Source organism: Schumannella luteola (assembly GCF_013408685.1).
Classification (GTDB): Bacteria; Actinomycetota; Actinomycetes; order Actinomycetales; family Microbacteriaceae; genus Schumannella; species Schumannella luteola.
In genome coordinates this window covers 2,180,666-2,204,902 of the sequence record NZ_JACBZY010000001.1, presented here as the reverse complement: position 1 = coordinate 2,204,902, position 24,237 = coordinate 2,180,666, and the positions used below count along the sequence as shown (strand labels likewise).

At 71.5% G+C, this 24,237-nt stretch carries 26 protein-coding genes and 1 tRNA gene; 7 read left to right on the top strand and 20 right to left on the bottom strand.

All coding sequences use genetic code 11. The annotated features are described in order from the left end of the window. Positions 1-92 precede the first annotated feature (92 nt). On the bottom strand, positions 93-1,595 hold the full coding sequence (locus BJ979_RS09925; RefSeq protein ID WP_179567493.1) for a CoA transferase: 1,503 nt from the start codon (positions 1,593-1,595) through the stop codon (positions 93-95). Positions 1,596-1,709: 114 nt separating this feature from the next. Between BJ979_RS09925 and BJ979_RS09920 the strand changes: the two genes are divergently transcribed. Next, a complete protein-coding gene (locus tag BJ979_RS09920) occupies positions 1,710-2,048 on the top strand; it encodes a hypothetical protein (RefSeq protein ID WP_179567491.1) in 339 nt (112 codons plus the stop codon). A 58-nt stretch (positions 2,049-2,106) separates the two neighbouring features. Here the strand turns inward: BJ979_RS09920 and BJ979_RS09915 are convergent, their stop codons facing one another. After that, the gene (locus BJ979_RS09915; protein ID WP_179567489.1) at positions 2,107-2,673 is read right to left on the bottom strand and encodes a TetR/AcrR family transcriptional regulator; all 567 of its coding nucleotides are present in this window, start codon (positions 2,671-2,673) and stop codon (positions 2,107-2,109) included. A 90-nt stretch (positions 2,674-2,763) separates the two neighbouring features. Between BJ979_RS09915 and BJ979_RS09910 the strand changes: the two genes are divergently transcribed. After that, the gene (locus BJ979_RS09910) at positions 2,764-3,684 is read left to right on the top strand and encodes an NAD-dependent epimerase/dehydratase family protein (protein WP_179567487.1); all 921 of its coding nucleotides are present in this window, start codon (positions 2,764-2,766) and stop codon (positions 3,682-3,684) included. Here BJ979_RS09910 and BJ979_RS09905 read toward each other — a convergent pair. From BJ979_RS09905 to BJ979_RS09870, 8 genes are all read right to left on the bottom strand, one after another. Further along, positions 3,672-5,117 (bottom strand): hypothetical protein, encoded by a 1,446-nt coding sequence (locus BJ979_RS09905; RefSeq protein ID WP_179567485.1) that lies wholly within the window; start codon positions 5,115-5,117, stop codon positions 3,672-3,674. The genes BJ979_RS09910 and BJ979_RS09905 overlap by 13 nt on opposite strands. Positions 5,118-5,172: 55 nt before the next feature. After that, positions 5,173-6,150, bottom strand: a complete 978-nt coding sequence (locus BJ979_RS09900) for a ribose-phosphate diphosphokinase (protein ID WP_179567483.1) — start codon at positions 6,148-6,150, stop codon at positions 5,173-5,175. A 17-nt stretch (positions 6,151-6,167) separates the two neighbouring features. Continuing rightward, entirely contained in the window at positions 6,168-7,616 is a 1,449-nt protein-coding gene (glmU, locus tag BJ979_RS09895; RefSeq protein WP_179567481.1) for a bifunctional UDP-N-acetylglucosamine diphosphorylase/glucosamine-1-phosphate N-acetyltransferase GlmU, read from the bottom strand. Positions 7,617-7,713: 97 nt separating this feature from the next. Then, positions 7,714-8,661, bottom strand: coding sequence for an ATP-grasp domain-containing protein (locus BJ979_RS09890; protein WP_179567479.1), 948 nt, complete (start codon positions 8,659-8,661; stop codon positions 7,714-7,716). Positions 8,662-8,765: 104 nt separating this feature from the next. Further along, positions 8,766-9,164, bottom strand: coding sequence for an SRPBCC family protein (locus tag BJ979_RS09885; RefSeq protein ID WP_179567477.1), 399 nt, complete (start codon positions 9,162-9,164; stop codon positions 8,766-8,768). 59 nt (positions 9,165-9,223) lie between these two features. After that, positions 9,224-10,255: an NAD(P)-dependent alcohol dehydrogenase gene (locus tag BJ979_RS09880; protein WP_179567475.1), complete on the bottom strand. Its 1,032-nt coding sequence runs from the start codon at positions 10,253-10,255 to the stop codon at positions 9,224-9,226. Between the two features lie 142 nt (positions 10,256-10,397). Beyond that, positions 10,398-11,774 carry an alpha-hydroxy-acid oxidizing protein gene (locus BJ979_RS09875; protein ID WP_179567473.1) on the bottom strand — a complete coding sequence of 459 codons (1,377 nt, stop codon included), beginning with the start codon at positions 11,772-11,774 and terminating at the stop codon, positions 10,398-10,400. A gap of 102 nt (positions 11,775-11,876) precedes the next feature. After that, positions 11,877-13,358 (bottom strand): PDDEXK family nuclease, encoded by a 1,482-nt coding sequence (locus BJ979_RS09870; protein ID WP_179567471.1) that lies wholly within the window; start codon positions 13,356-13,358, stop codon positions 11,877-11,879. Between the two features lie 188 nt (positions 13,359-13,546). Between BJ979_RS09870 and BJ979_RS09865 the strand changes: the two genes are divergently transcribed. Continuing rightward, a complete protein-coding gene (locus tag BJ979_RS09865) occupies positions 13,547-13,717 on the top strand; it encodes a hypothetical protein (RefSeq protein ID WP_179567469.1) in 171 nt (56 codons plus the stop codon). Then, on the top strand, positions 13,689-14,828 hold the full coding sequence (locus tag BJ979_RS09860) for a hypothetical protein (RefSeq protein WP_179563970.1): 1,140 nt from the start codon (positions 13,689-13,691) through the stop codon (positions 14,826-14,828). The genes BJ979_RS09865 and BJ979_RS09860 overlap by 29 nt, the downstream gene beginning before the upstream one ends. 98 nt (positions 14,829-14,926) lie before the next feature. On the opposite strand, the gene BJ979_RS09855 is transcribed toward BJ979_RS09860, so the two are convergent. Beyond that, positions 14,927-15,772, bottom strand: a complete 846-nt coding sequence (locus BJ979_RS09855) for a methyltransferase domain-containing protein (RefSeq protein WP_179567467.1) — start codon at positions 15,770-15,772, stop codon at positions 14,927-14,929. Between the two features lie 143 nt (positions 15,773-15,915). On the opposite strand from BJ979_RS09855, the gene BJ979_RS09850 reads away from it, so the two are divergent. Next, positions 15,916-16,431 (top strand): hypothetical protein, encoded by a 516-nt coding sequence (locus BJ979_RS09850; RefSeq protein WP_179567465.1) that lies wholly within the window; start codon positions 15,916-15,918, stop codon positions 16,429-16,431. A 33-nt stretch (positions 16,432-16,464) separates the two neighbouring features. On the opposite strand, the gene BJ979_RS09845 is transcribed toward BJ979_RS09850, so the two are convergent. From BJ979_RS09845 to BJ979_RS09835, 3 genes are all read right to left on the bottom strand, one after another. Beyond that, entirely contained in the window at positions 16,465-16,875 is a 411-nt protein-coding gene (locus tag BJ979_RS09845) for a DUF1801 domain-containing protein (protein WP_179567462.1), read from the bottom strand. Between the two features lie 82 nt (positions 16,876-16,957). Continuing rightward, positions 16,958-17,029: transfer RNA gene (locus BJ979_RS09840), tRNA-Gln, on the bottom strand. A 48-nt stretch (positions 17,030-17,077) separates the two neighbouring features. Continuing rightward, entirely contained in the window at positions 17,078-17,758 is a 681-nt protein-coding gene (locus BJ979_RS09835; protein ID WP_343046655.1) for a TetR/AcrR family transcriptional regulator, read from the bottom strand. 215 nt (positions 17,759-17,973) lie between these two features. Between BJ979_RS09835 and BJ979_RS09830 the strand changes: the two genes are divergently transcribed. Further along, the gene (locus tag BJ979_RS09830; protein ID WP_179567460.1) at positions 17,974-19,413 is read left to right on the top strand and encodes an MFS transporter; all 1,440 of its coding nucleotides are present in this window, start codon (positions 17,974-17,976) and stop codon (positions 19,411-19,413) included. 68 nt (positions 19,414-19,481) lie between these two features. Further along, complete coding sequence (locus BJ979_RS09825; RefSeq protein ID WP_179567458.1) at positions 19,482-19,982, top strand: MarR family winged helix-turn-helix transcriptional regulator; 501 nt, start codon at positions 19,482-19,484, stop codon at positions 19,980-19,982. On the opposite strand, the gene BJ979_RS09820 is transcribed toward BJ979_RS09825, so the two are convergent. The 6 genes from BJ979_RS09820 to BJ979_RS09795 all read right to left on the bottom strand — a co-directional run bounded on the left by BJ979_RS09820 (position 19,979) and on the right by BJ979_RS09795 (position 24,085). After that, a complete protein-coding gene (locus BJ979_RS09820) occupies positions 19,979-20,755 on the bottom strand; it encodes a TMEM175 family protein (protein WP_246286742.1) in 777 nt (258 codons plus the stop codon). The genes BJ979_RS09825 and BJ979_RS09820 overlap by 4 nt on opposite strands. A 49-nt stretch (positions 20,756-20,804) precedes the next feature. Continuing rightward, complete coding sequence (locus BJ979_RS09815; protein ID WP_179567456.1) at positions 20,805-21,725, bottom strand: NAD-dependent epimerase/dehydratase family protein; 921 nt, start codon at positions 21,723-21,725, stop codon at positions 20,805-20,807. 119 nt (positions 21,726-21,844) lie between these two features. Continuing rightward, complete coding sequence (locus tag BJ979_RS09810; protein ID WP_179567454.1) at positions 21,845-22,249, bottom strand: hypothetical protein; 405 nt, start codon at positions 22,247-22,249, stop codon at positions 21,845-21,847. 26 nt (positions 22,250-22,275) lie between these two features. Continuing rightward, on the bottom strand, positions 22,276-22,980 hold the full coding sequence (locus BJ979_RS09805) for a hypothetical protein (protein ID WP_179567452.1): 705 nt from the start codon (positions 22,978-22,980) through the stop codon (positions 22,276-22,278). Between the two features lie 25 nt (positions 22,981-23,005). After that, positions 23,006-23,335 carry a hypothetical protein gene (locus tag BJ979_RS09800; protein WP_179567450.1) on the bottom strand — a complete coding sequence of 110 codons (330 nt, stop codon included), beginning with the start codon at positions 23,333-23,335 and terminating at the stop codon, positions 23,006-23,008. A 3-nt stretch (positions 23,336-23,338) separates the two neighbouring features. Further along, positions 23,339-24,085 (bottom strand): hypothetical protein, encoded by a 747-nt coding sequence (locus BJ979_RS09795; protein WP_179567449.1) that lies wholly within the window; start codon positions 24,083-24,085, stop codon positions 23,339-23,341. Positions 24,086-24,237: the final 152 nt, after the last annotated feature.

Sequence of the window (24,237 nt, the reverse complement as noted above, 5' to 3'; positions counted from 1 at the left end):
GTCGCGGGCCGTCGTGAGGCGTCACACGACCGTCTCAGGGCGTCACATCCGGTCGCGGGATGTCATGCGGCGTCACGCGGAGACGGATGGGGTCACGAACTCCAGCGCGCGGAATGCCGGCCCAGCGGCCCCGCCTCGACCGGCCAGTCGAAGGTCACGCCGTCGATCTCGAGCGGCGGCGCCACGCGGCGGGCGGGACCCCAGCCGGTCGCGACGGAGGTGTTCGGCAGATCGGCGGAGGCGACACCGGATGCGGCGCTCGATGCGGATGCGGCGCTCGATGCGGATGCCGACGCGGACGCGGATGCCGACACGGACGCTGATTCCGACGCGGGAGCAGCAGTCCGCATCCTCTCGAGTTCGTGAGCGGTGCGCGCGAGCGAGAGACGACGCAGGGAGCCCGCGTTCGACGGCTCGCTCGCGTGCCGGCCCTCGGATGCGCGCGCCCGATCGGCGAGACCGGCGAGCGCGGCCGCGGCGGCGAGGTAGCCGGTCGCGAAGTCGAGCGCCTGCACCGGCAGCGGCACCGGACGCTCGGCGTCGGCGTCGCGCATCCCGGTGTCGGCGATGCCGGTCGACAGCTGCACGAGGCTGTCGAAGCCGCGCCGCCCGGCCCACGGACCGGTGAAGCCGTAGGCGTCGAGCTGCACCTCGACGAGCCCGGGCCGGAGACGGTGCCGGGTCACGAGATCGAGTCCGAGACCGTCGAGGGCGCCGGGCCGAAGCCCGTGCACGAGCACGTCGGCGCCGGCGAGCAGCTCGCGCAGCCGGGCGGCGCCGGTCGGCGTGCGCGCGTCGAGCCGGGCCGTGCGCTTGCCCGACATGACGATCGGCAGCACACCCGGCTCATCCCAGTCGGGCGGATCGAGACGCAGAACCTCGGCGCCGAGGCCCGCGAGCAGCTGCGTCGCCGTGGGACCTGCCAGCACGCGCGTGAGGTCGAGCACGCGCAGTCCGGCGAGCGGGCGTGCGGGGGTCGGCACCCAGCGCGATGCGGTCGACGACGGCGGGCTCGATCCGGGCGGCGGTGCGTCGAGGCGCGCGACGAGCGGCTCCCCCGCGACCGCGATCCCCTGCGGATGGGCGGCCCACTCCGCCGCGGTGCGCAGCTCGGCGGCGGCGCCGCCCTCGGCGACGACGGCCGACTCGGTCGCGCCGGCATCCCTCGCCGCGACCCGGCGCTCGACCTCGGCGCGCAGCGCGGACTCGACGGCGCCCTCGCCGTCGCGATCAGCCGCGGGCTCGCCGAGCCCGAGCGCCCGCAGCGCCGCGGCCCGGTGATGCGGCGCATTCGTGTGCAGCCGCAGCCAGCCGTCGCGGGCACGGTAGTCGCCGGCGAGCGCATCCCAGGCGGGAGGCGGCGTCCAGCCTTCGGGCACGATCGCACTGCGGAACCAGGCCTCGGCGAGCTCGCGGCGCACGGTGACGCGCGGCTCGACGTGCCCCAGCGCCACGAGCAGCTCGGCGACGGCAGCTCCCGAGGCCCCGACGGAGCGCGCGGCGAGCTCCGTCACCGGGTAGGCGGAGGCGAGCCCGACCGAGCCGGTGACCTCGGGCGTCGCGACCGACAGCCCCAGCGCGTTCACCGCATCCATGTCGCGAAGCTAGCCCTCTGCGCCCGTCGCAGGGAAGCTCAGCGCACGCACCGCGCCCCGGCCGATGCCGAGATCCGGGCACATCTTCAGGCCCCCGGATGCGACGATAGAGCCGTGTCGAGTGACGAGTTCCACCCGGAGCTGGCCGAGTACGTGCCGAACGACCGCCCCCTGCGCGGGCCGCGCTACGGGCGCACGCTGCGCATCGTGGTGATCGTCGCCGTGCTCGCGCTCATCGTGCCCGGGGCCGCCGGCACGATCCTGACGCAGGCTCGCACGGCCGAGTTCACCTGCGCGAGCATCGTCGAGCGCGCCGCCGGCGAGTACACCGGCGTCGTGAAGTTCGAACTCGGATCCGAGGGCCCCGGCTGGTACTGCTATGCCGAGGGCTTCGACGGCCGCCAGGGGCTCTACGCGGCGCTCGGCCTCATCCCCTACGCCCGCACGCGCTAGACGCCGAAGCCGGCTGCCGCGCACGCCGACGCACGCCGGTTCGCGAGGTCGGCGGCGTTCAGGTCGCCTCGGCCAGGGCCGTCGCCTGCCGCACCAGCGACGCGCGGAGCGCCGCGTGATCGGCGCGGGCGACGCCAGTCGCCGCGGCGAGCTGCGGCAGCGTCCACGATCCGTTCACGAGCACGAGGATGCTCAGCAGCAGCCGTGCGGCCCGCTCGCGGTCGAGGTCGGGCAGGGCCGAGAGGATGCCGTCGATGCGATCGGCGCAGATCGCGACCCGCTCGTCGTCGGGCACCAGAGGCGCCTCGAGCCCTTCCCAGGCGAGCAGACGCGGGAGGTGCGGAGCCGCGACGTAGCAGTCGACGAGTTCGCCGGCGAAGCGGCCGATAGCCTCCGCGCCGCGCCCCTCGATGCGCGCCTCGTGAACCCAGTCGCCGAGGCTGTCGAGCAGCGCCGCGCGGAACAGGCCCGCCTTGCCGCCGAAGTACGGATAGATGCGTTCCTTGTTGACGCCCGCCTCGGTCGAGATCCGGTCGATCCGGGCGCCGGCGAAGCCATGGGCGCTGAACTCGACGACGGCGGCGGCGAGCAGCGCGCGTCGCGTCTTCTCGGTGTCCCAGGCCACGTGCCGACTCTAGCTCGAACTCCAACCGAACGTTTGCAATTGACCCTGCTCGGCTCTAGCGTCGTCTCCAACTGAACGTTTGGAGTTCTCGTGAAGATCCTGCTGCTCGGCGCCCGGGGCGCTGTCGGCCACCGCATCCGCTCGCTGCTCGCCGAGCGCGGTCACACCGTCATCGCCGTCGGCCGCGCCGCGCCCGAGGCGGGCACGGCGCTCGACGCGGTCCGCGAGATCGACGCCTATCGCGAGCTCGCCGCCGGCTGCGAAGCCGTCGTGAATGCCGCGGGACTCGAGGATGTCCGCCTCGCCGACATCGACTCGGCGTACCTGGACATCTCTGCGTCGGCGACGCACCTGAACGAGGTGCTCGCGGTCGGCGGTGCGCATCCGCGCGTGATCGGCGTCGGGCTCGCACCCGGACTCAGCACTCTGCTCGCCGCCTCGGTCGGGCGCTCGCCCGGCGACGAGATCGACGTCGGCGTCGTGCTCGGCTCCGGCGAGACGCACGGCGCCGCAGCGGTCGAATGGACGATCGGACTGCTCGGCCAGGACTGGACCGACGCCGCCGGCGACCGGCACCGCGGCCTCGCCGAGCCCCGCATCCTCGTCGACGCCGACGGACGCCGGCGGCGGATGCTGCGCGCCGACTTCCCCGACGATCTGCTGCTCGACGACGACGGCGCGCGCACCCGCACCCACCTGGCCGTCAGCTCGCGGCTCGAGACCCGCGCTCTCGGCTGGCTCAGCGCCCATCCTCGATTCGGCGGCCTCGTGCGTCACGTGCCGCCTTCGGGCAGCGATCGCTGGCAGCTGATCGCCCGCAATCGGCGCACCGGGATGACGTCGACGGCGAGTGGCCGGTCGCAGTCGGCTGCGACGGCACTGCTCACCGCCTTGACCCTCGACCGGCTGGATCGGGCGCCGGCCGGCGGCGTCTCGGCGCAGAGGCTGCTCGATCTCGAGCTGGTGCGCGAAGCCGGGATCGACGTGCGCGAGTCGATTCAGACCGCGTAGGGGTTGCGGGGTCGACGCCCGCGGCCGCCGCCTGCGCCACCGCCCCCGGATCGTCCGCCCCCGGATCCGCCGCGGCGGCGGGGCGGCCTCGGCGGCAGCGGGTCTCCGGGCGACCAGCGACGACGCAGTGCGTTGCGGTGACGGACTCCGGCGATGTGCCCCGCCGTGATGCCGACGACACCTGCGGCCGCGCCTCCCAGCGCGATCCCCAGCAGCAGGCGCGCGACACCGACATGCTCCGCCCCCGCGCCGACACGGTCGAGCTCGATCAGAGCGCTGACCGAGGGGATGGCGACGATCGCGGCGGCCGCGACGAGACCCATCCCGAGCAGCAGGCTCGTCGAGAAGGCGCCGAGATCAGCGGCGAGCTCGCCCGGCCGGACTCGCGCCGTCGCATCGCGGGCGACACGGGTGAGGTCGACACGACGGAGGATGCGACGCACCAGCCAGGCGACGAGAGCGACCGCCTCGACGGCCGCCGCCACGACCGCGATCGCGCCGGCCGCCGTCACGACCACATCGATGAACGACTCGATCGGCGCGTTCCAGGCGCGCTGGCTGCACGTGCGGCACGGCTGTCGCAGGTAGACCCCGGCGAGGAACAGCATCCCCGCCACCGCGAAGGTGATCGCACCGACGCGGTTCACCCGGGCGAGCACGGCACCCAGCCGACGATGCCTCGCGGAATCCAGTCGCGTCGCCCGCTGCGGCCCGCCCGCGAGCGTCGCCGCCCGCGCGACCGTGCGCTCGCGCGCCATCCGCTCGGCCGCCTCGACCGCGTCGAGGTGCTCGCGAGTCCAGCCCGGCTCGAGTCGAGCTCGCAGCGCACGCCAGGCACGCAGTCCCTCGCCGCGGAACGGCCGGGCGCCGAGGAACGTGACGACCGCGCCGCCGATCATGACGAGCAGGACGACCCCGACGACCTCGGGATCGTCGTCCGGATCGATGAGGAAGACGATCACCGTCACGAGGATCATGAGCGCGAACAGGCCGAACATGAGCCAGATGAAGCCGATCAGCCCGTCGAAGGCCTTCGACTTCCCCAGCCGCGTGCGCTCGCGCCGGGGAGACAGCAGGCCGGGCCGGGCGTCACGGCGACGGATCTCAGCGCGCGCGAGCAGCATCGCCTCGACGGGACCGGCCACCAGCCGCAGCAGCATCCCGGCCAGGAAGATCGGGACGCTGACGACGACGCCGCCGCCCAGCACCTGCAGCGCGAAGCGGGCGACCGGAACGGAGGGCGCGGCCTCGGACACGATGAGGCCGAACGCGACCGAGGCGAGGAAGCCGAGCACGGCGCCGTAGATGAGCGCGAGGCCCGCGTCCCAGAGCACCAGCGCGAGCAGGCGGGCTCCGCGGGGCTCGTTCTCCGCGAAGCGAAGCGATCCGTCGTCCACGACATCAGCCGCCGGGGTCGGCGTCGACGAGCTCACGCGACGGATCCCGACACGCGCTCGTCAGGCACCGGGGTGAGACGGCCGGTGCGGTTCAGGCGGCGCCGTCGAACATGCTCGTGACCGAGCCGTCGTCGAAGACCTCGTGGATCGCGCGGGCGATCAGCGGGGCGATCGGCAGCACCTCGAGGCGGTCCCAGCGCTTCTCCTCGGGCACCGGCAGGGTGCCGGTCACGACGACGGAATCGATGAAGTCGCTCTGCAGGATCTCGACGGCCGGGTCGCTGAACACGGCGTGCGTCGCCGCGACGACGACGCCGAGCGCGCCCTGCGCCTTGAGCGCCTCGGCGGCCTTGACGATCGTGCGGCCGGTGTCGATCAGATCGTCGACGAGCAGGCAGACGCGGCCCTCGACCTGACCGACGATCTCGTGCACCGTCACCTGGTTGGCGACCTTCGGGTCGCGGCGCTTGTGGATGATCGCGAGCGGCACGCCGAGCTTGTCGCTCCAGATGTCGGCGACGCGCACGCGGCCCATGTCGGGGCTGACGACCGTGAGGGTCGAGGGGTCGAGCTTCGCCTGGAAGTGCTCGAGCAGCACCGGCATCGCGAAGAGGTGGTCGACGGGGCCGTCGAAGAAGCCCTGGATCTGCGCGGCGTGCAGGTCGACGCTCATGATGCGGTCGGCGCCGGCGGCCTTGAACAGGTCGGCGACCAGGCGGGCCGAGATCGGCTCGCGGCCGCGGCCCTTCTTGTCCTGGCGCGAGTAGGGATAGAAGGGGGCGACGACCGTGATGCGCTTGGCGCTCGCGCGCTTCGCCGCATCCACCATGATCAGCTGCTCCATGAGCCACTCGTTGATCGGGCTCGTGTGCGACTGGATGACGAACATGTCCGCACCGCGCACGCTCTCGTCGAAGCGCGAGTAGATCTCGCCGTTGGCGAAGGTGCGCGAGTCGGTCTCGACCAGCTCCGATCCGAGCTCGTCGGCGATGTCCTTCGCCAGCTGCGGATGAGCACGCCCCGTGACGAGGACGAGCTTCTTCTCACCGGTGATCTTGATCGCGGCCACGATCTCGCTTCCTGCCCTCAGGCGGTCGGCTCGTCGGGCGTCTGACCGTCGGATTCCGCTGCGGCCTGCGCCGACGCGGACCCCGGTCGCTTCTGCTCGACCCAGCCCTCGATGTTGCGTTGCGGAGCGACGGTGAGGGCCAGCGATCCCGCGGGGACGTCCTTGCGGACCACGGCGCCGGCTCCCGTGTACGCGCCGTCCCCGATCCTAACGGGGGCGACGAGCACCGTGTGCGAGGCGATCCTCACGTTCCGGCCGATCGTCGTGCGGTGCTTGTTCACGCCGTCGTAGTTCGAGGTGATCGTGCCGGCGCCGAGGTTCGACTCCTCGCCGACCTCCGTGTCGCCGACGTAGCTGAGGTGCGGCACCTTCGTGCCCCGGCCGATCTGCGCGTTCTTCGTCTCGACGAAGGCGCCGATCTTGCCGCCGCCGCCGAGCTCGGTGTTGGGTCGGATGTAGGAGAACGGCCCGACGGTGGAGAACGCCTTGAACACGGCGAGCTCGGCCTGGCTGCGCACGACGGAGGCGCCCTCGCCGACCTCGGTGTCGATGAGCGTCGTGTCGGGGCCGATCACGGCATCCCGGTCGATCGTGGTGGCGCCGAGCAGGCGGCTGCCGGGCAGGATCTCGGTGTCTTCGCCGATCGTGACGGCCAGGTCGATCCAGGTGGTCGCCGGGTCGGTGATCGTGACGCCGGCGAGCTGCCAGCCGCGCACGATCATCGCGTTGAGGCGGCGGGCCTGCTCGGCGAGCTGGGCGCGATCGTTGACGCCGCCGACGATCCAGGGCTCGGCGACCGGCACGGCCGCGATCGGCTGACCGGCGGCGCGCAGCAGGCCGACGACCTCGGTGAGGTACTTCTCCCCCGCCGCGTTCTCGGTCGTGAGCGTCGGCAGGTGGGTGCGCAGCGCGGCGGCGCTGAAGACGTAGCTGCCGGAGTTGATCTCGGCGATCGCGCGCTCGGCGTCGCTCGCATCCTTGTGCTCGACGATGCGGTCGACGCCGCCGTCGGCGTCGCGCACGATGCGGCCGTAGCCGGTGGCGTCGTCGAGCACGGCGCTGAGCAGGGTGGCCTCGGCGCCGGCGCCGCGGTGCGCGGCGACGAGGCCGGCGAGGGTCGCCGCGTCGAGCAGGGGCACGTCGCCGGAGACGACGACGACGTCGCCCTCGAAGTCTGCGGGCAGCGCCGCGACGGCCTGCTCGACCGCACGGCCGGTTCCGGGCACCTCGTCCTGGTCGACGACGATCGCGTCGGGGCTGAGCTCCGCGATCGCGGCGGCGACCGCATCGCGCTGGTGCCGCACGACGGTGAGGACGTGCGCCGGGTCGAGCTCGCGCGCCGTGGCGAGCACGTGGCCGATCATCGGCACGCCGGCGATGGGATGCAGCACCTTCGCCTTCTTCGACCGCATCCGGGTGCCAGCCCCGGCTGCGAGGACGACGACGGCCAGACGCGAATCGCTCATGGCTCCATTGTGGTGGATGCGCTGCGACGCCCGCGCTGCGATCCGTGCGCCGCACGGCGATCCGCGCGCCGCACTGCGCCCCCGACTCGGGCGAGCCTCAGACGAGGGTGAGGTGCGGGCTGCGCTCCCGCTCGAGCAGCCGCCCGAGGAAGCGCGCGATGCTGCGCGGCCCCGAGACCGGCGCGCTCGCCTCGACGATCGGGTTGTAGTTCGTGTTGGTGTTGATGTCGTAGGTGACGCTTCGGCCGTCGACGGTCTCGATGAACTCGATCCCCGCGATGTCGACGCCGGCCGAGCGCAGCAGCTGGCCGTAGGCGACGATCAGCGGGTGCTCGGCGGTGACCTCCCCGCGCACCTGGAACGGCTCCGCCGCGCCGGGCACGACCTCGCACGCATCCGCCGGGCACAGCTCGAAGCTGCCGGCGCTGGTGTCGACGCGCACCGCGTAGACGAACTCGCCGCCGACGAACTCGGCACGGGTGATGAAGGGCTCGCGGGCGACGAGCAGCTCCTGCACGAGGGTGATGCCGTCGACCGGCTCCTCGAACTCGGAGCCCGCGACGTAGGCCGCGAAGTCGTCATGGCTGTCGAAGCGGCGCACGCCGAGCCCCTTGCCGCCCTGGTTGTGCTTGACGATGAACGGCGCCGGGAAGTCACGCGCCGCGGCGGGGAGCCCCTCGCGGCCGAAGACGGCGATCGTGCGCGGCACATCGAAGCCGGCACGGCGCAGCAGCGCGTGCTGGCGCACCTTGCTCACCTCGAGCTCGATCACGTTCGAGCCGCCGATGACCGTGCGGCCCCAGCCCTCGAGCCAGCCGAGCACGGCGCGCGTGTAGTCCTTCGAGTGCGTGTTGCCGCGGGTGTGTGCCGAGGCGCTCATGCGCGACCACCAGACGCCCGGCGCCGGCTCGGCATCCAGGTCGATGGTGCCGGCGGTGAGCAGCACCTCCTCGACGGGGACGCCCTCCGCGTCGAAGGCCGCCAGGAAGGGCGGGAACCACTCCGGGTTCTCGTGGATCACATGCACGCGGGGTTCGGTCGTCACGCCGCCAGGGTAGGTGGGGCGCGCGGTGGCCCGCCGGGTCGCGACGTCGTGTTGCCTCGCATGACGCGGCGACCAGGCCGCCTGGCGACCCGCGACGCCGACGATCAGCTCAGCAGCTCGCGCAGCTTCTCGAGGTCGGCCCGCACGGCCGCGACATCCGCCTCGAACTGCTCGTCGCTCTGCCCCTCGCGACGCAGCACCGTGAAGACGATCTCGCTGCCCGAGCCCTCGTCGTCCGCGATCACCCGCAGCGGGTTGAGGTTCTCGGTGCCGTCGGGGAAGACGACGACGTGATCGAGCACGCCGGGTTCCTCGGAGACGAAGCGCACCTCGATCGTCCCCATCGGGGAGTCGGCGACCCAGCGCTCGCCCTCGCGCCGGATCCCCGTCGCCAGCCCGGCCGCCCAGCGCGGCAGCTTCGCCGGGTCCCCGGCGAACGCCGACACCTCGTCGGCGGGACGGTCGATGCGGACACTGACGCGGCGGTCGGCGGTTTCGCTCATGCGGGCATCCTGACGTGCGCCCCCGACATGCCGGTGAACGCGCGGGTGATCGTCGGCGATCAGGCGCCAGGGACGATGACCGCGCGGCCGCGCACCTGGCCGGCGTGCAGGCGGTCGTAGGCCTCGGTCGCGTTCTCGAGCGAGAACTCCTCGACGTGGATCGAGATCGCACCGCGCTTGGCCAGCTCGACGACCTCCATGAGCTCAGTGCGCGAGCCCCAGTTGATCGCCCGGCCCGTGACGTCGAGCGGAACGGTCGTCTGGCCGATCGGCACCGCACCGGTCGCGACGCCGACCACGACGACGTGCCCGGCCGTGCGGATCATGCCCGCGGCGAGGTCGGCGGTGGGCTGGATGCCGACGAAGTCGAACACGACATCCGCGCCGTGGCCGCCGGTCAGCTCCTTGACGGCGGGGATCGCGTCGGGGTTCGAGAGGAAGGCATGGTCGGCGCCGACCTCGCGCGCGAAGTCGAGGCGGTCGTCGGCGACGTCGAGCACGACGACGGCCGACTGGGTCAGGGCCTTGAGCAGCTGGATGGCGACATGGCCGAGTCCGCCCGAGCCGATCACGACGGCGGTGGTGCCGGGCACGAGCGTCGGCAGCGCCGACTTGACGGCCCGGTACGGGGTGAGACCCGCGTCCGTCAGCGACACGTTCTTCACCGGGTCGAGGTCGCCCAGCGGCACGAGGTGGCGCGCGTCGTCGACGATCATGTACTCGGCCATGCCGCCGTCGCTGAAGATGCCGGGCGCGCGCATCCCCTTCTCGCAGTTGTTCTCCTGACCCTGCGCGCACTGGTAGCAGCGGCCGCAGCCCCACGGTCCGTAGACGAGCACCGACTCGCCGACCTCGACGTCGTGCACACCCTCGCCGATCTGCTCGACGACGCCGGCGACCTCGTGGCCGAGGGTGAGCGGCAGGGGCTTGAAGTAGTAGTCCTCGGCCGAGGCGCCCATGATGAACTCGTCGGAGTGGCAGGCGCCGGCGGCGGTCACCCGCAGCAGGATCTCGCTCGGCCCCGGCGTGGGCTTCTCGATCTCGACGAGCTCGGGGCGGGATCCGATGGTGCGGTACTGCAGGGCCTTCACGGCGGACTTCTTCCTCCGGGCGCTCCGCCCGGGTGTCGGGTTCGGGCGCCCGTGGGCGTCCGAACCGACTGTACGCCTATTCGACAGGCGTCGAGTACGGTCGTGCCGGCCCGACGTTCGACACCCGGCGCCCGGCGCCCGCTCAGTCGGCCGCGCGCAGCGAGTCCGGCCCGAGCTCGGCGATCGTCGCGTGCCCGGCGAGGCCGAGCGTGATGTCGAGCTCGGCGAGCAGGTTGCGCACGACCTCGGCGACGCCGCGCTCCCCCGCGACAGCGAGACCGTAGGCGTAGGGCCGCCCGATCGCGACGGCGGTCGCGCCGAGCGCGAGGGCGATCGCGACATCCGAGCCCTGCCGCACGCCCGAGTCGACGACGATCGGAATGCGCCCCGCGACGCGCGCCGCGACATCGGGCAGCACGGCGAGCGTCGGAACCGACTGATCGACCTGGCGGCCGCCGTGGTTCGAGACCCAGATGCCGTCGAGCCCGGCATCCACCGCCCGCTCCGCGTCGTCGGGATGCACGACCCCCTTGAGCAGGATCGGCAGGCTCGTCCAGTCGCGGGCCTTCGCGAGCGCGGCCCAGGTGAGTGCCGGGGTCGAGAACACGTCGAGGAAGGTCTCGACGGCGGCGCGCGGCAGCGGCGAGCGCAGGCTGTCGCGCAGTCCGGCGCCCGTCAGCGGGGCTCCCTTGCGCGCGATCGAGACGCCGGCGGCGACGGTCTTCGGGGTGACGCGAACGCGCGACGCGGCATCGCCGGCGTCCGCACCGGCCGGGGTCGCCGATCCCGCGCCTGCCGCGCCGACTCGCTCCCGCACGAGCTGCTGGAAGACCGGGTCGCTCGTGTACTGGGCGATGCCGAGTCCGCGGGTGAACGGCAGGAAGCCGAGGTCGAGATCGCGCGTGCGCCAGCCGAGCAGGTGCGTGTCGAGCGTGATGACGATCGCCTCAGCGCCGGCCGCCTCGGCGCGGCGCAGCAGCGAGGCGTTGAGCTCATCCGAGGCCGACCAGTACAGCTGGAACAGCCGGGCCCCGGCCGGCGCCGCCGCGACGACCTCCTCCATGGCGACCGAGGCCTGGTTCGAGAGCACGTACGGGATGCCGGTGGATGCGGCCGCCCGAGCGACGGCCCGGTCGGCATCGCGATGCGCGAGCTCCATCACCCCCAGCGGCGCGAGCAGTAGCGGCGTCGGCCGCCGCGCCCCGAGGAAGTCGATCGACAGGTCGCGCGTGCTCACGTCGCGCAGCGGACGCGGCCAGAGCTGCCAGCGGCCGAACGCGGCGCGATTCGCCGCCATCGTGCGCTCGGCGCCGGCGCCGCCCGCGAGGTAGGCGAAGGCCTCGGCGGTGAGGCGTCGGCGCGCCGCCCGTTCCAGGGCATCCGCGTCCACCGGCACGGCCGGGCGCGATCCGCTGATGCCGGCCCGGAAGATCGCGGACTGCGCCCGGCGCCCGATGCCGCGCGCGGCAGCCGGATCGTCGGGAGCGCCGCTGCGCGATGCTCCGATTCTCGGTGCCATAACTGCCTCCTGCCGCGAGACGAGCCGACCGGCGGCGTCATAGGGCGGTTGCCCGACGCTACGCCGCCCGCCCGTGTGACGACCTTGATCGTCCGCCGGGAGTCAGGCAGTATCCGCCCCTCGCCCGTGAAGTCTCTCGACGAACTCAGGAGGGACGCGGTAACTCAACACCCGCGACCCGTTTCGGTAGTGGACGTCGAGCGGGTAGAGCGCCGTCGCCGGCAACGAGAACTCACCCACCATCTCGTCGCGGATTCGGTCCGTCGGTCGCGTGAATCCACGCAGGGTGCGATCGGGAGAGAACTCCGCGATCGAGTACACATCGTCGCGCGACACCGTCCCCCCGAGCTCAGCCGCGCGACGGATGACGCGTTCGAGCACGTGATGGTCCCGATGAAGTCTGTCCAGGAGCGAGTCGATCGCCTCTCGGGGCCAGACGTGGGGCATGAGTGGGTGCCCCGCGGCGGCGAAGTCGTCGAGGGGACGACCCTCGAGGTGCTCACGGAGCATGGAGTCGCCAACAGGCGACGGCTCGGCTGGTGTGCGGTCATATCTGAGACGCACCGCCCGTCCGTTTCGATAAACCGTGATCGTCGAGAGAAGAGAGCGCTTGGCTCGCTGTGCCGCCCGGCGTTGTCGTTCCGGATCTTCCGCGAGCACGATCTGCTCGATTGCTTCGGGAATCGGGAACGATAGGGCAAACGCGTCAGGATCATCGATCGGACGGATCACCCAATCGCCTCCCGTTGGGCTCCTGCGCCCGAACCGGATCGACACTGCGAAGTCGTCGCCGAAGAGCTTCGCATGCTCATCGAAGCGATCGATGTCTTCCGGCTTCAGGGCCAGCACGAACGGCGCGTCGACGAACCCGAGCAGGAGATCGTTCTTGCCAGTCTTCCCGCGCAGAACGTTCTCGGCGCAATCACGAGCCCACCGACCAACCGAGTACCTCGAGATGGACTGCATCGCTTCGGCCCCGGGCGCAAGGTCTTGATCATCTTCGTACTCGACCGAATCGGTCGATCGAAGCGACTCGCGGAGAGCGCGGCGCACGGTCGCGACGTTGCCTTCTTCGCCGAGGTTCAGGCGAAGCGCAGCGGACGCGGCATCGAGAAGCGACTTGGCGAGCCCGGACCACACAGAGCTGGAGAGATCGATCAGTGAGATCTGGTGCGCAACCGCGAAGCTCTGGGCGTCTTTCGTGAACCCGCCTGTCGAGAACACCGAGTACCGGTACTGCACCTGACGGAGAGTCCGCGAAGTGGCGATGCTCGAATGCGTGAACTCGTTGACGTCGTGGACCACTCCGTGCGCATTGCGCACAACACCGATCGGGGTCGGTCTGGCCACGCATTTCGCTTCGACGAAGAGGCGGATGGGCAACGAGAACGGCACCGCTATGTCGAGGTCTCCCAAAGCCTCCGCCTGGTGCTCCGCACCTCGGCCGCGGACACACAATCCGTTGCTCCGAGACACCAGGGACGCAGGGTCGTCCGCTTCCGAGACGAGGCGATAGCCACTCGATTCGAGAAGGTACCCGAGCACCTCCTCGAGCAGATAGCCAGCGAGCTGCTCCTTCTTCACGAGACCTCCCCGTCAGCGTCGGTGACTTGACACCATCATCTCGACTCGCGCCGAAATCGCGCAGAGAGCCCGTGAGCAGTTCGCTTCACGCCTCGGCCGCAGCGTGAAGCGCGCAGTCTGTCGAAGCTCTCAGACCGGGAGCTCGCCGTTCCGGGCACTCCCCCGGATGCGCGCTCGACACTGCCGACATGGACGCCCTCGACCCCGCCATCCTCGACCCGGCCGCCGCCCTGATCATCCTCGCGATCGTGCTCGCGCTGGGCGCGGTCGCCTGGTGTGTGCGACTCGCCCTCGTCGCGCTCGCCGAGCTGGACGAGCGGATGGAGTTCAGTGAAGACGACGAACTGGGGTGGCGCTGAGCAGACCCGGTCCGCCGTCTTGCATGATGGGAAAGTGAGCAGAGATCCGGACGCCGGCGACGGCGTGGAGACGTCGACCGAACCGGATCAGTCCGAGGTGCCGACGCAGGTGCGCATCCCGGGCATCGCCGAGCCGGAGCCCGCAAGGCCGAAGCCCGAATCCGAACCCGCTGGGCCGCAGGGCGCCCCGCCTCAGCAGATCACGCCGCCGCTGCCGGTGGGGTATCCCCCTGGCGCGTCGACCTCCATACCGCCACCGCAGGGATACGCGCCGCCTTCCCCGGGGTACGGCTATCCGGCGCCGGCACCCCAGGGGTACGCACCACCGCAGGGATACGCGCCACCCCAGGAGTTCGCACCGCCCCAGGGGTACGCACCGCCGCAGAACTATGCCCCGCCGCAGTCACCCCCGGTCGCGCCGCCTCCGGCCGCCCCGCTGCCCGCCTATGTCCCTCCCCAGCCGACACCGCCGGCATCCGCTGCCGCCCAGCCGGGAGCGGGCTCCTGGCCGGCGCCGTTCGCCGGTCAGAACGGACCGCCGCCCCTCAACCCGCTGCAGTGGGAGCCGTTCGATGCGACCGAGCGGTGGCTGTTCAGCCCGGGCGCCCGCTTCGTCGTCGTCGCCGACAGCCGCTGGATCCACGCCACGGTCTGCGCGATCGCGCGGAACCTGGGCGCCCATTTCAACTTCGGCTCTGACCGGTACAAGCCCCGCAGCATCCAGAAGGTCAGCATCAAGCTGGGTTCGGTGTTCGGCAACGTGCTCGATCCGACCGGCGGATTCCTGGCGGGCAACGGGGCGGTCACCGTCGGCTGGAATCTGACGCCGAACGGCTACACGGCGGTGCGCGCGAGCCTGCTCACGGGCGACTTCGGCTCAGGGAACAGATACGCGATGGGGTTCCTGCCCGACTTCGCGCTCGCGCTGTACCAGGCGTTCTACGACGCGCGCGTGCTGGTGTGGGCGGGCGAGCTGAGCGCACAGTGGGACAACGATCTCGCGCTGTGGCGCACAGCTCCGGGCTCGCCGACGCCGTATCCGCCGCAGGACACGACGGATGCGGGACGCTGGGCCGCCACGGAGGCGGGCTGGCAGAAGCCGGTCATCTGATCATCCGCGCTCCGGGTCCCCGGCGCTGCGCTCGGCGCCCGGATGCCGGCCCGACAGGGGGACGGACCGGTAACAGCCGGAACCGGCGGCGTCGCAGCCTAGGCGGATCCACCGCCCGCGTCCGCGTCGTCGCGGACCGCCACCCAGAGTCCCGTCGTCGGCGGGAACCACGCGCCGTCCGGCTCGTCGGCCGACCAGCCCGCCGCATCCAGATGCTCTCGATAGCCGGGCTGCGTCGTCGCCTCGCGGTGGATGACGCGCAGCCCCGCCCGCTCGAGCAGGTCTGCGTAGCCGTCGAGGGTCGCGAGCTGGAAGCGCTCGAGCGCCTCGCGGGGAAGCGAGGCCGCACCCCAGGTGAGGGTGCAGAGCGCTTCGGAGACGGCGTGCCGCGTTCCCGCCCAGACGCCCGGACGCATCCGCCCGAGTCGCGTCTCGGCGAACGACGAGAGCGCCAGGTACTGCTCGACGAGGGTGTCGTCGCGTCCGCGCAGCTCGGCCGGCTCGCCGGGCCGTTCGGGCATGACCCCGTCACGGATGATGACGACGCCGCCGGGCGCGAGCGTCGCCCGCGCCTGCGCGAGCGCGCGCTCGTGCGCCGCCCACGGCTCCGCCGCGTAGGAGTAGACCTCGTGCAGCACAGCACTGAACACGATGGTGGATGCGGGCCGCGCCGTCAGCGGCTCGCGATCGTCGCCGAGCTCGCGCTGCTCGACCGCGAAGCGCCCGTCTTCGCGCAGGCGCGCGAGCGACTCCTCGGCGAGGTCGAGCGCGGTGACGTCGACGCCGGGCAGCGTGGCGAGCATCCCCGCCAGCTCTCCCCCGCCGGCTCCGGCGTCGATCACGTGCCCCGGTCGCACATGCTCGAGCACGCGCGCCTTGTCGCCGAGCGCCGCCGCCATGCGGGCGAAGTACCGCGGCTCGAGCGCCGGATGCGGTGTCGTCATCGTGCTGCTTTCTGGAGACGGCAGGCGTGCGCGTCCACGATCCCACAGCGCTGCGTCATGAAGGATCTCGCCGTTATGAGGACGGGATCCAGCCGAGATCCTGCCGTGATCCGCGTCCGTCAACCGATCGCTAACGTGACGCCATGAGAGCCGCTCGTGTCCCTGCCGCGCTCGGCCTGCTCGGGGTCGCGGCCGCCGCGCTCAGCGGCTGCAGCCTGGAGGAATCGCTCGCCTACCACGTCGACGGCGACACGATCGACATCGCGTTCTGCGAGGAGTTCTCCGCCGACTCGGTCACGATCGAGTTCGGGGATTACCGCCGCATCCTGACGACCACCGCGACCCGGGTCTACTCGGGCCCCAGCGCGATGTTCGGCAGGGGCGTGCCGATCTCGACGTCGATGCAGGGCTGGTCGCTCGCACCCGACGGCGATCCCGTGCCGCAGCACTGGGATCGCATCGACTTCTCGTTCTACGAGCACAGCCCCACCGCCTCCCTCATCCCGGACGACGGCGTCAGCGCCGATGTGTCGACGCCGGCCGGCAGTGAGTACGTCTCCGGCGAGTACCTCTTTCACGACGAGGTGCGGTCGACCGCGTGGGCGTGGCGTCGAGGGCGGGGAATCAAGCTACCCGACTGCACGCTCGACCTCGGCTGACCGAATCCGCCGGCGCGCTCACTCGACAGAACATCAGCCGGCGGCGCGCTTCACGAGGTCGAGCAGGCGCTTCTCGTCGGCGGTCGACAGATTCTGGATCGCGTAGGAGCTCGGCCACATGTCCCCGTCGCGCACGCGGGTCGCGTCGTCGAATCCGAAGATGGACGATGCCGTCTTGTACTTCGACGCGGCCATGAAGAAGCAGAGCACCGTGCCGTCGAGGTAGTACGCCGGCTGGCCGTAGCGGAGCTTCGGCTGCAGCTGCGGCACCTGTTCCAGGATCGCCTCGTGGATGCGCAGGGCGATGGCCTGCTCCTCGTCGGTCATCACGTCGATGATCTTGCGTACCTCGGCGTCGCCGTTCTCGCGCTTCTTCAGCTCGGCGGCACGGGTCTTCATCGCCTTGCGCTCGTCGGCGGAGAAGGTCTCGGTCTGATCCGGCATGGTCTTCCCTTCGCGTGGTGGACAACGCACTCAGGGTAGGCAGGCACCGTCGACGAGCGCTTCTCGGATCCTGCTCGACTCGCTCCGCCGCCAGGATTCGAACCTGAACCTCACGGCTCCAAAGGCCGTCGTGCTGCCGTTACACCACGGCGGAACGCGCCGCGTGCGGCGCAGGACGAGTCTGCCAGAGGATGCGGCGCCGTCAGCCGACGGGGCGCAGGCCGTCCATCGCGAGACCGATGAGGCGGTCGCGCTGGGCGTCGTCGTCGACGACCACGCCGGCGACGCCGGAGATGAGACGCACGACATCCGAGATGCTGACGTCGCCGCGCACCGCGCCGGCGGTCTGCGCGCGCTGGAGCACGGGCTCACCCGAGCCGTACATGACGCTGCGGCACTGAGCGAAGACGGTCGACTCGCGATTGTTGAGGCCCTCGAGGAGAGCGCGCTTCGTGCCGACGTACTCGAGGAAGCGCTCGAGCCAGGCGCCGAGCGCCTTGTCGGAGGGCAGGGTCTCGGTCGCCTGAGCAGCGAGCACCAGCGACTGCACCTCTTCGACGTAGACGGCCTCGATCAGCTCGTCGCGGGTCGGGAAGTTGCGGTACAGCGTGCCGATGCCGACTCCCGCGCTGCGGGCGATCTCCTCGAGCGAGGCGCCGGATCCGTCGCGGGCGAAGATGTCGCGCGCCGCGGCGACGAGCGCGTCGTAGTTGCGGGCGGCATCCGCGCGCTTCGGGCGCTGCACGACGCTGGAGAGCTGGGCGAGCAGCTCGGCGGCGGCCGTCGAGGCGGCAGCGGCCGGGGCGGTCGAACCAGCGGCGGGTGCGGTGCCGGATGCGGCGGTCGCGACGGCAGCCGAGGCCGTGCTCGCAGACGTGCTCACGGAAGAACTCCAATCGAGGCTTGCGAAGCGGAGGCACCCTCCGCTAATGTCATCTAAGCGGAGGCTCCCTCCGATCGGAGCCAGCCTCCAGTCTACGCCGCCTCGTCGCCGAAAGCACGCCGCCCGGCCCGCACCGCCCGACGCGCCTCTCCGACCCCGGCACCTCACGACAGAACCGTCAGAACCACCGGAACCATCAGAAGGAAGAAGGCCTCGTGCCTCGTTCACCGTTCACCGTGTTCCTCGCGCTCGCCCTCGGCGTCGCGAGCCTCAGCTCACTGCAGTCCCTCGTCATCCCCGTGCTGCCCGAGATGCAGCGCGACCTCGCCACGACCCCGGCCGGCGTCAACTGGACGCTCACCGCCTGGCTCATCGCCGCCGCCGTGGCCACTCCCCTGATCGGGCGCGTCGGCGACCTGTTCGGCCGCCGTCGCACCCTGCTCGCCGTCGTCGCGATCGTCGCGGCCGGCGACCTGATCGCCTTCGCCTCGCCCGACCTCAGCGTGCTGCTCATCGGCCGCGTGCTGCAGGGCGTCGGCGCCTCGCTGTTCCCGCTCGCCTTCGGACTGCTGCGCGAGACCTTCCCGCGCGAGCGCATCGCCTCGGCCATCGGCGCCATGTCGGCGGTCATCGCGATCGGGTCCGGACTCGGCACCGTCATCGCGGGTCCCCTCGCGGAAGCGCTCACCTGGCGCGGGCTGTTCCTGCTGCCCCTCGCGCTCGTCGTGGCCAGCGGCATCCTCGCCATGCTCGTGATCCCGCGCTCGACCGAGCGCGAGCACGGCCGCATCAACGTGCCCGCCGGCATCCTGCTCTCGGGCTGGCTCGTCGCCCTGCTCCTGCCGCTGAGCAACGGCGCCGCCTGGGGCTGGACCTCACCGCTCGTGCTCGGCCTCTTCGCCCTCGCCGTCGTGCTGATGGCGGCCTGGGTCGCCGTCGAGCTGCGCTCGGTCGAGCCCCTGGTCGACCTGCGGCTCATGCGGGCCCCGGCGATCTGGAGCACCAACCTCGCCAGCCTGCTGCTCGGCGGCGCGATGTTCGCCGTGTTCGCCTTCTTCGCTCGCTTCGTGCAGACGCCGACCTCGACCGGATACGGCCTCGGCGCCTCCATCGCCCAGTCGGGCCTGCTCATGCTGCCGATGCTCGTCACCATGGCGGCCGCGGGCTTCCTCAGCGGGCCGATCGGCAAGGTCGTGAGCTTCCGGGTGCAGTTCGGCGGCGGCGCCGCCCTGCTCGCGCTGTCGGCGATCGGGATGGCGCTGCTGCACTCGCAGCCGTGGCTCGTCGCGACGGAGGCGGGTCTCTTCGGCCTCGGTCTCGGCATCTCCTACGCGGCCATGACCAGCCTCATCGTGCAGAGCGTGCCGTCGACCCAGACCGGCATCGCGACCGGCGTCAACGCGAACCTGCGCACGATCGGCGGAGCGATCGCGAGCTCGGTCGTGACCGTGATCGTGTTCGCGAACACGGATGCGACAGGCCTGCCTCTCGAGGCCGGCTACACCGAGGCGTTCCTGACGGCGGCAGCCCTCGCGGGCGTCGCGGCCGGAATCGCCTTCGCCGTGCGAGCGCGCCGCGTGCGCCGGGCGAGCGAGCGCGAGCTCGCCGTGCTGACCTCGCCGCTCACGCTCGAGACGGAGGCCGAGGCGGCCTGATGATGCGAAGGGAGTCGGTCGTCGGAGAGCGACGACCGGCTCCCGGCGCAGGGTGCCATGATGGGCGGATGCTCGCCTCCGACGAAGTCGATCGCATCGTCGATGCGTGGTCACGCGAGCGCGGCGATCTCGACTTCACTCCCCTGCAGGTGCTCTCGCGCGTCTCGCGCCTCGCCAAGCACCTCGACCGCGAGCGCAAGGCGGCCTTCGCCGCGAGCGACCTCGAGCCGTGGGAGTTCGACGTGCTGTCGGCGCTGCGGCGGGCCGGCGAGCCGTACCAGCTGAGCCCGAAGGCGCTGCTGCAGCAGACCCTCGTCTCGAGCGGCACCATGACGAACCGCATCGACCGGCTCGTCGCGCGCACGGTCGTCGAGCGCCGCACCGATCCGCACGACGGCCGCGGCATCCTCGTGGTCATGACCGCACTGGGGCGCGAGCGCGTCGACCGGGCGATCAGCCTGCTGCTGGATGCCGAGCGCGAGCTGCTGTCGGGACTGAGCGCCGCCGATCAGGAGCGGCTGTCGGGCCTGCTGCGCAAGCTGAGCCTCGACTTCGACGCCGAGGGCTAGTTCCGATCGGGCGAGTCGGGCTCCGGCGAGTCGGGCTCGGGCGAGTCGGGCTCCGGCGAGGGAGTCCCCGACGAGTCGGGCTCCGGCGCCGCGGCCCGTGCGGATGCTGACGTCGACGCTCCCAGAGGGCTGTACCGCCGCCGCGCCGCCCCGACGACGATCGCCGATGCGGGGGCCGTGAGGATCCAGAAGTACATCGCCCAGCTCGCCGAGACGAAGGCGATCGCGATCGAGAGGCCGAAGATCACCGGCATCGCGAGCAGGTTGGCGATCACGTAGCGGTACACGCCCGCATCAACCGAGTCCGACATCAGTCCGCGGCGGCGAGCGTGCACCCAGATCCAGGCCTGCGCGAGGTTGAGGGCGGCGACGGTGGCCGCGTAGAGCACCACGACCGGTGTCACCGCGCCGTAGTCGGAGAGCGCGCTGGTCGGGAACGGCAGGAAGGCGACGAGGGCGAGAAGCGTGAAGTTCGCGACGAGCAGACCGGAGTCCCAGCGCTCGATCACGCGGAACTTGCGGTGGTGGTTGACCCAGTTGATCGCGATGACGACGAAGCTCAGCAGGTAGCCGAAGAACTGCGGCCACAGCTCGACGAGGGCGCTCGTGACGCGCGCGGCATCGGGGTGCTCGCCGAGGTCGGCGGGCAGGCGGATGTCGAGCACGAGCAGCGTCATCGCGATCGCGAACACCGCATCGCTGAAGAACTGGATGCGGTCGGTGCCGTCGCCCATCTGGAACAGGCGGGCCGAACGGTCGCGAACATCGCTCATGGCGTCGACCCTAGTGAGCCGGATGCGCCGGTGGTGAGCTCGCTCGGATCTACCAGTCGTCGGCTCCGTCGAGCGTCGTGGGTGTCGGGTGGAAGCCGAGACGGTCGCGGGCGGCGCTGAGGTCGAAGGTGCGCTCGAGCCCGATGAGCTTGACCGTGTGCCGCGTGATGAGCGGGCGCCGTCGGGCGGCGCGGGCCGCGAACTCGAGGGTTCCGACGGCGCGGGCGGCCGCATCCACGTCGACGTCGACGACGCGCACGTCGAGTCCGCGGCGCGACAGCAGCTCGGTGGCGACGCCGCCGAGCTCGACCGGGGTCGCGTCGCCGATGTTGTAGGTGCCGCGCGGCGTCTCGGGCCGCAGGGCGCGTTCGACGGCGTGCACGACATTGCCGATCGAGGTGAGACGGTGACGCACGCGCCCGCCGCCGGGCAGCGGCAGCCGGGCACCGCGCGCTGCACGCGCGCCGCGGCTGAGCACGCCGATCAGCGGCGAGCCGGGCCCGTAGATCAGGTGGGGTCGCAGCAGCACGGCGTCCGCGCCGGCGAGCTCACGCTCGGCCGCCAGCTTGGATGCGGAGTAGCCGCTGAGGAAGCGGCGCGCGGGCGGCGTCGACTCGGGCAGGTCGACGCTCGGCACCATGAGGTCGTAGACCGCCGTGCTCGAGAGGTGCACGACGCGCGAGCCGACGAAGCTGCGCACGACGTTGCGGGTGCCGAACTGGTTGACCCGCATGGACTCCTCGCGGGAGGCGCCCGGGTCGACGAGGGCGGCGGCGTGCACGACCGCGTCGAAGTCCTGGTCGCTGACCATCTGGCCGGCCGTGATATCCCACACGCGGTAGCGCCCGCGGGGATGCGTCCAGCGCCGCGGCGTGCGCCCGAAGCCGACGACCTCGTCGCCGCGATCGGCGAGCGCCGTCGCGATCGCACCGCCGACGAAGCCGCTCGCTCCGGTGACCGCGATCCTCATCCCCTCGATGCTCTCACGCGCGCGCCGTGAAGTCCGACGCCGACGTCACCGCCCGCCCCGGTCGGCATCGGAGGCTCGAGCAGGGGATGACGTCCGACGGGATGCGGTCGGGAAGCAGCTCAGTTCGCGCGAGCGGCGAGCCGGTAGACGAGCGCGCCTTGCACCGCCACGAGGAGGGCGAGCGCGAAGACCCCGAGCCCGGCGGAGATCGCGCCGCCCGAGCCGCTGACGAGGCCGAACAGGATCCCGAGCCCGGCGCCCGCGACACCGAGCACGAAGGCGAGGATCGTGAACAGGGTGAGTGGTCCGGTCTGCGCACGGACTCCGGCGCCGCCGCGGCCTACCCGGAAGGCGATGACGGCGATGAGCACCGCGACGAGCGCCGCCACGATGGCCGATCCGGCGGGGCCGACGAGCGACCCGTCGTCACCGCTCCGGGACAGCGAGTACACCGCGAGGACGAGCAGGGCCGCGGCGAGCACCAGGGCGAACACGCCGAAGACCCGGGAGCGACGTGCGCTCACCGGGCCCTCGGCTCTGTCGAGATCGGTCACGTGGCCGCGAGCTTGGGCCAGGTGCTGATGCCGGCGCCGGTCGAGGCGATGGTCGACTTCGCGCTGCCCGCGGCGACGTACAGGATGGCGACGCCGCCACCGGCCGCGACGAGGAACGCGACGATGCCGAGCACGATCAGCACCGGGGCTGCCGGGAGGCCGATGATGGTCCCGGCCGCGGTCGCGGCGCCCGCGAGGGCCGAGAGCAGCGCGATGATCGCAGCCACGATCGCCACCCAGAAGGCGATGATCGCGTTCGCCATGCCCGTCATCGCCCCGGCCACGTTCTCGGCGTAGTCGGAGAGGATCGATGTGTTGGCGCGGCGCTGGGGCTCGAGGATCTGCTTGTACTGATCCGCCGCGCGGCCGGTCCACTCGTCGTCGACGGCCAGGTTGAAGTCCTGGATCGTGTCGTTGATGCGCGAGACGCGGGTGCCCATCTGCTTCCAGCCGTCTGCGGCGCCGTTGAGCTTGAACGGATCGCCGACGTAGCTGAGCTTGTCGGTGAACCAGTCCCAGAACTCGGCCAGCTTGGCGAGCATCTGGTTCCAGCCCTCCTTCACGCGGTCGATGATGTAGCTCATCACTGCGGGAACGATCTTGAGCATCGCGTTGACGATCGCGGTGATGCGATCGATGATCTGCTGCACCCGGCGCAGCATCTGGATGATCCGCTCGATCACCTGGTTGATCGGATTCACTTCTCGTAGCCTTTCGCTCGCCGGCTCAGTGGTCGTTCGGCTGCCACAGCGCGTACAGCGCCGCGCGGGTGACGTCTTCGTTGTTCTCGAAATCGGCGCGGACGGCGCGCAGCTGCGTCGCGATGCCCCCGACCGCCTCCGTGCCCTGGTCGAGCAGGCGCATTACCGTGGTGTGCACCTCGAGATAGGTGTCGGCGACGTCCATCGCGGCGAACGAGAACGCTCCGCGGTTGACCTCGATGCCCTGGAGCGAGCGGTGTGCGGCGGTGAGGGTCTCACCTGCCGCGTTCCAGACGGTGGCGTCGTTCGACAGCGCGTCGAACTGCACCTTGAGTTCCGGATGTGCGAACGGCATCTCTTACTCCTGTCCTCGCACGTAGCGCGCGAAAGCCTCGGGGTCGTCGGCGAACTTCTGGTACTTCTCGAGCGGGGTGCCGGTGAACGACCCGGCTCCGCTCGACGCCGCATCGGCGTGCGCCTGGGCGAGGGCGGCGGTGAGCTCACGCGAGATCTGCGCGCCCGACGAGCGGCTCAGCCAGTCCTCGTCGAGCTGGAGGGAGCGGACATCGCCACCGGCGGTGACCTCGACCGAGACGTTCCGGGTCTCCGTCGACGCGGCACCGGTGCGTGCGCCGCGCTGGGAGACGATGTCGAACGTCGAGTCCAGGTTGGCCTCGACGTCTTCGAGGAAGCCCAGCAGGTTCTCGAGGATGCGCTCCGTCTCGCGCGCGCTGTCGAGGTCGCCGTCGAGCGAGGCCTTGACCTGGCTCGCGAGAGTGTCGTCGAGCGGCGGGATGGGGGTGTTGCGCCGCTCTTCGTCGAGCGCGCTGTCGAGATTGCTCGCCCAGCCCTCGACGCGGGCGAGACCGAAGGCCTGCAGGGTCTGCACGACGCCCTCCGCCAGCTCACCGGGTTCGTAGGCCGAGTTCCAGCCGTCGCCGATCGTCACGACATAGGCACCGTCGGTGTCGATGTTGACGCCGATGCTGCCCGACTCGTCACTGACGGCCTCGGGAAGAGGCCGTGACGCCGCATCCTCGTAGGCCTGGCCGGTGCGCGAGACCTCGTCTCGCAGCTCGTAGATGCGCTCAGTGTCGTCTGACAACCGGATCCCCATTCGTGGTCAGTGCGCGGGCTCGAGGCCCGCTCGCATACCCGATCACCTTATCGAGAATCCGTCACTCGGAAAGGGGGTGCTCGCCGAAGTTCGGGTTAACCCGCCGACTTCGCGCGGAGCGGCGCGTCGGCGGCCGATGA

Bases quoted from the DNA above. Each gene is read 5' to 3' on its own strand.
- BJ979_RS09825 (WP_179567458.1), top strand. From the start codon at position 19,482: ATGCTCGCCTCCGACGAAGTCGATCGCATCGTCGATGCGTGGTCACGC.
- BJ979_RS09845 (WP_179567462.1), bottom strand. From the start codon at position 16,875: ATGCCGGATCAGACCGAGACCTTCTCCGCCGACGAGCGCAAGGCGATG.
- BJ979_RS09855 (WP_179567467.1), bottom strand. From the start codon at position 15,772: ATGACGACACCGCATCCGGCGCTCGAGCCGCGGTACTTCGCCCGCATG.
- BJ979_RS09850 (WP_179567465.1), top strand. From the start codon at position 15,916: ATGAGAGCCGCTCGTGTCCCTGCCGCGCTCGGCCTGCTCGGGGTCGCG.
- BJ979_RS09865 (WP_179567469.1), top strand. From the start codon at position 13,547: ATGGACGCCCTCGACCCCGCCATCCTCGACCCGGCCGCCGCCCTGATC.
- BJ979_RS09885 (WP_179567477.1), bottom strand. From the start codon at position 9,164: ATGAGCGAAACCGCCGACCGCCGCGTCAGTGTCCGCATCGACCGTCCC.
- BJ979_RS09815 (WP_179567456.1), bottom strand. From the start codon at position 21,725: ATGAGGATCGCGGTCACCGGAGCGAGCGGCTTCGTCGGCGGTGCGATC.
- BJ979_RS09925 (WP_179567493.1), bottom strand. From the start codon at position 1,595: ATGGATGCGGTGAACGCGCTGGGGCTGTCGGTCGCGACGCCCGAGGTC.
- BJ979_RS09800 (WP_179567450.1), bottom strand. From the start codon at position 23,335: ATGCCGTTCGCACATCCGGAACTCAAGGTGCAGTTCGACGCGCTGTCG.
- BJ979_RS09820 (WP_246286742.1), bottom strand. From the start codon at position 20,755: ATGAGCGATGTTCGCGACCGTTCGGCCCGCCTGTTCCAGATGGGCGAC.
- glmU (WP_179567481.1), bottom strand. From the start codon at position 7,616: ATGAGCGATTCGCGTCTGGCCGTCGTCGTCCTCGCAGCCGGGGCTGGC.
- BJ979_RS09875 (WP_179567473.1), bottom strand. From the start codon at position 11,774: ATGGCACCGAGAATCGGAGCATCGCGCAGCGGCGCTCCCGACGATCCG.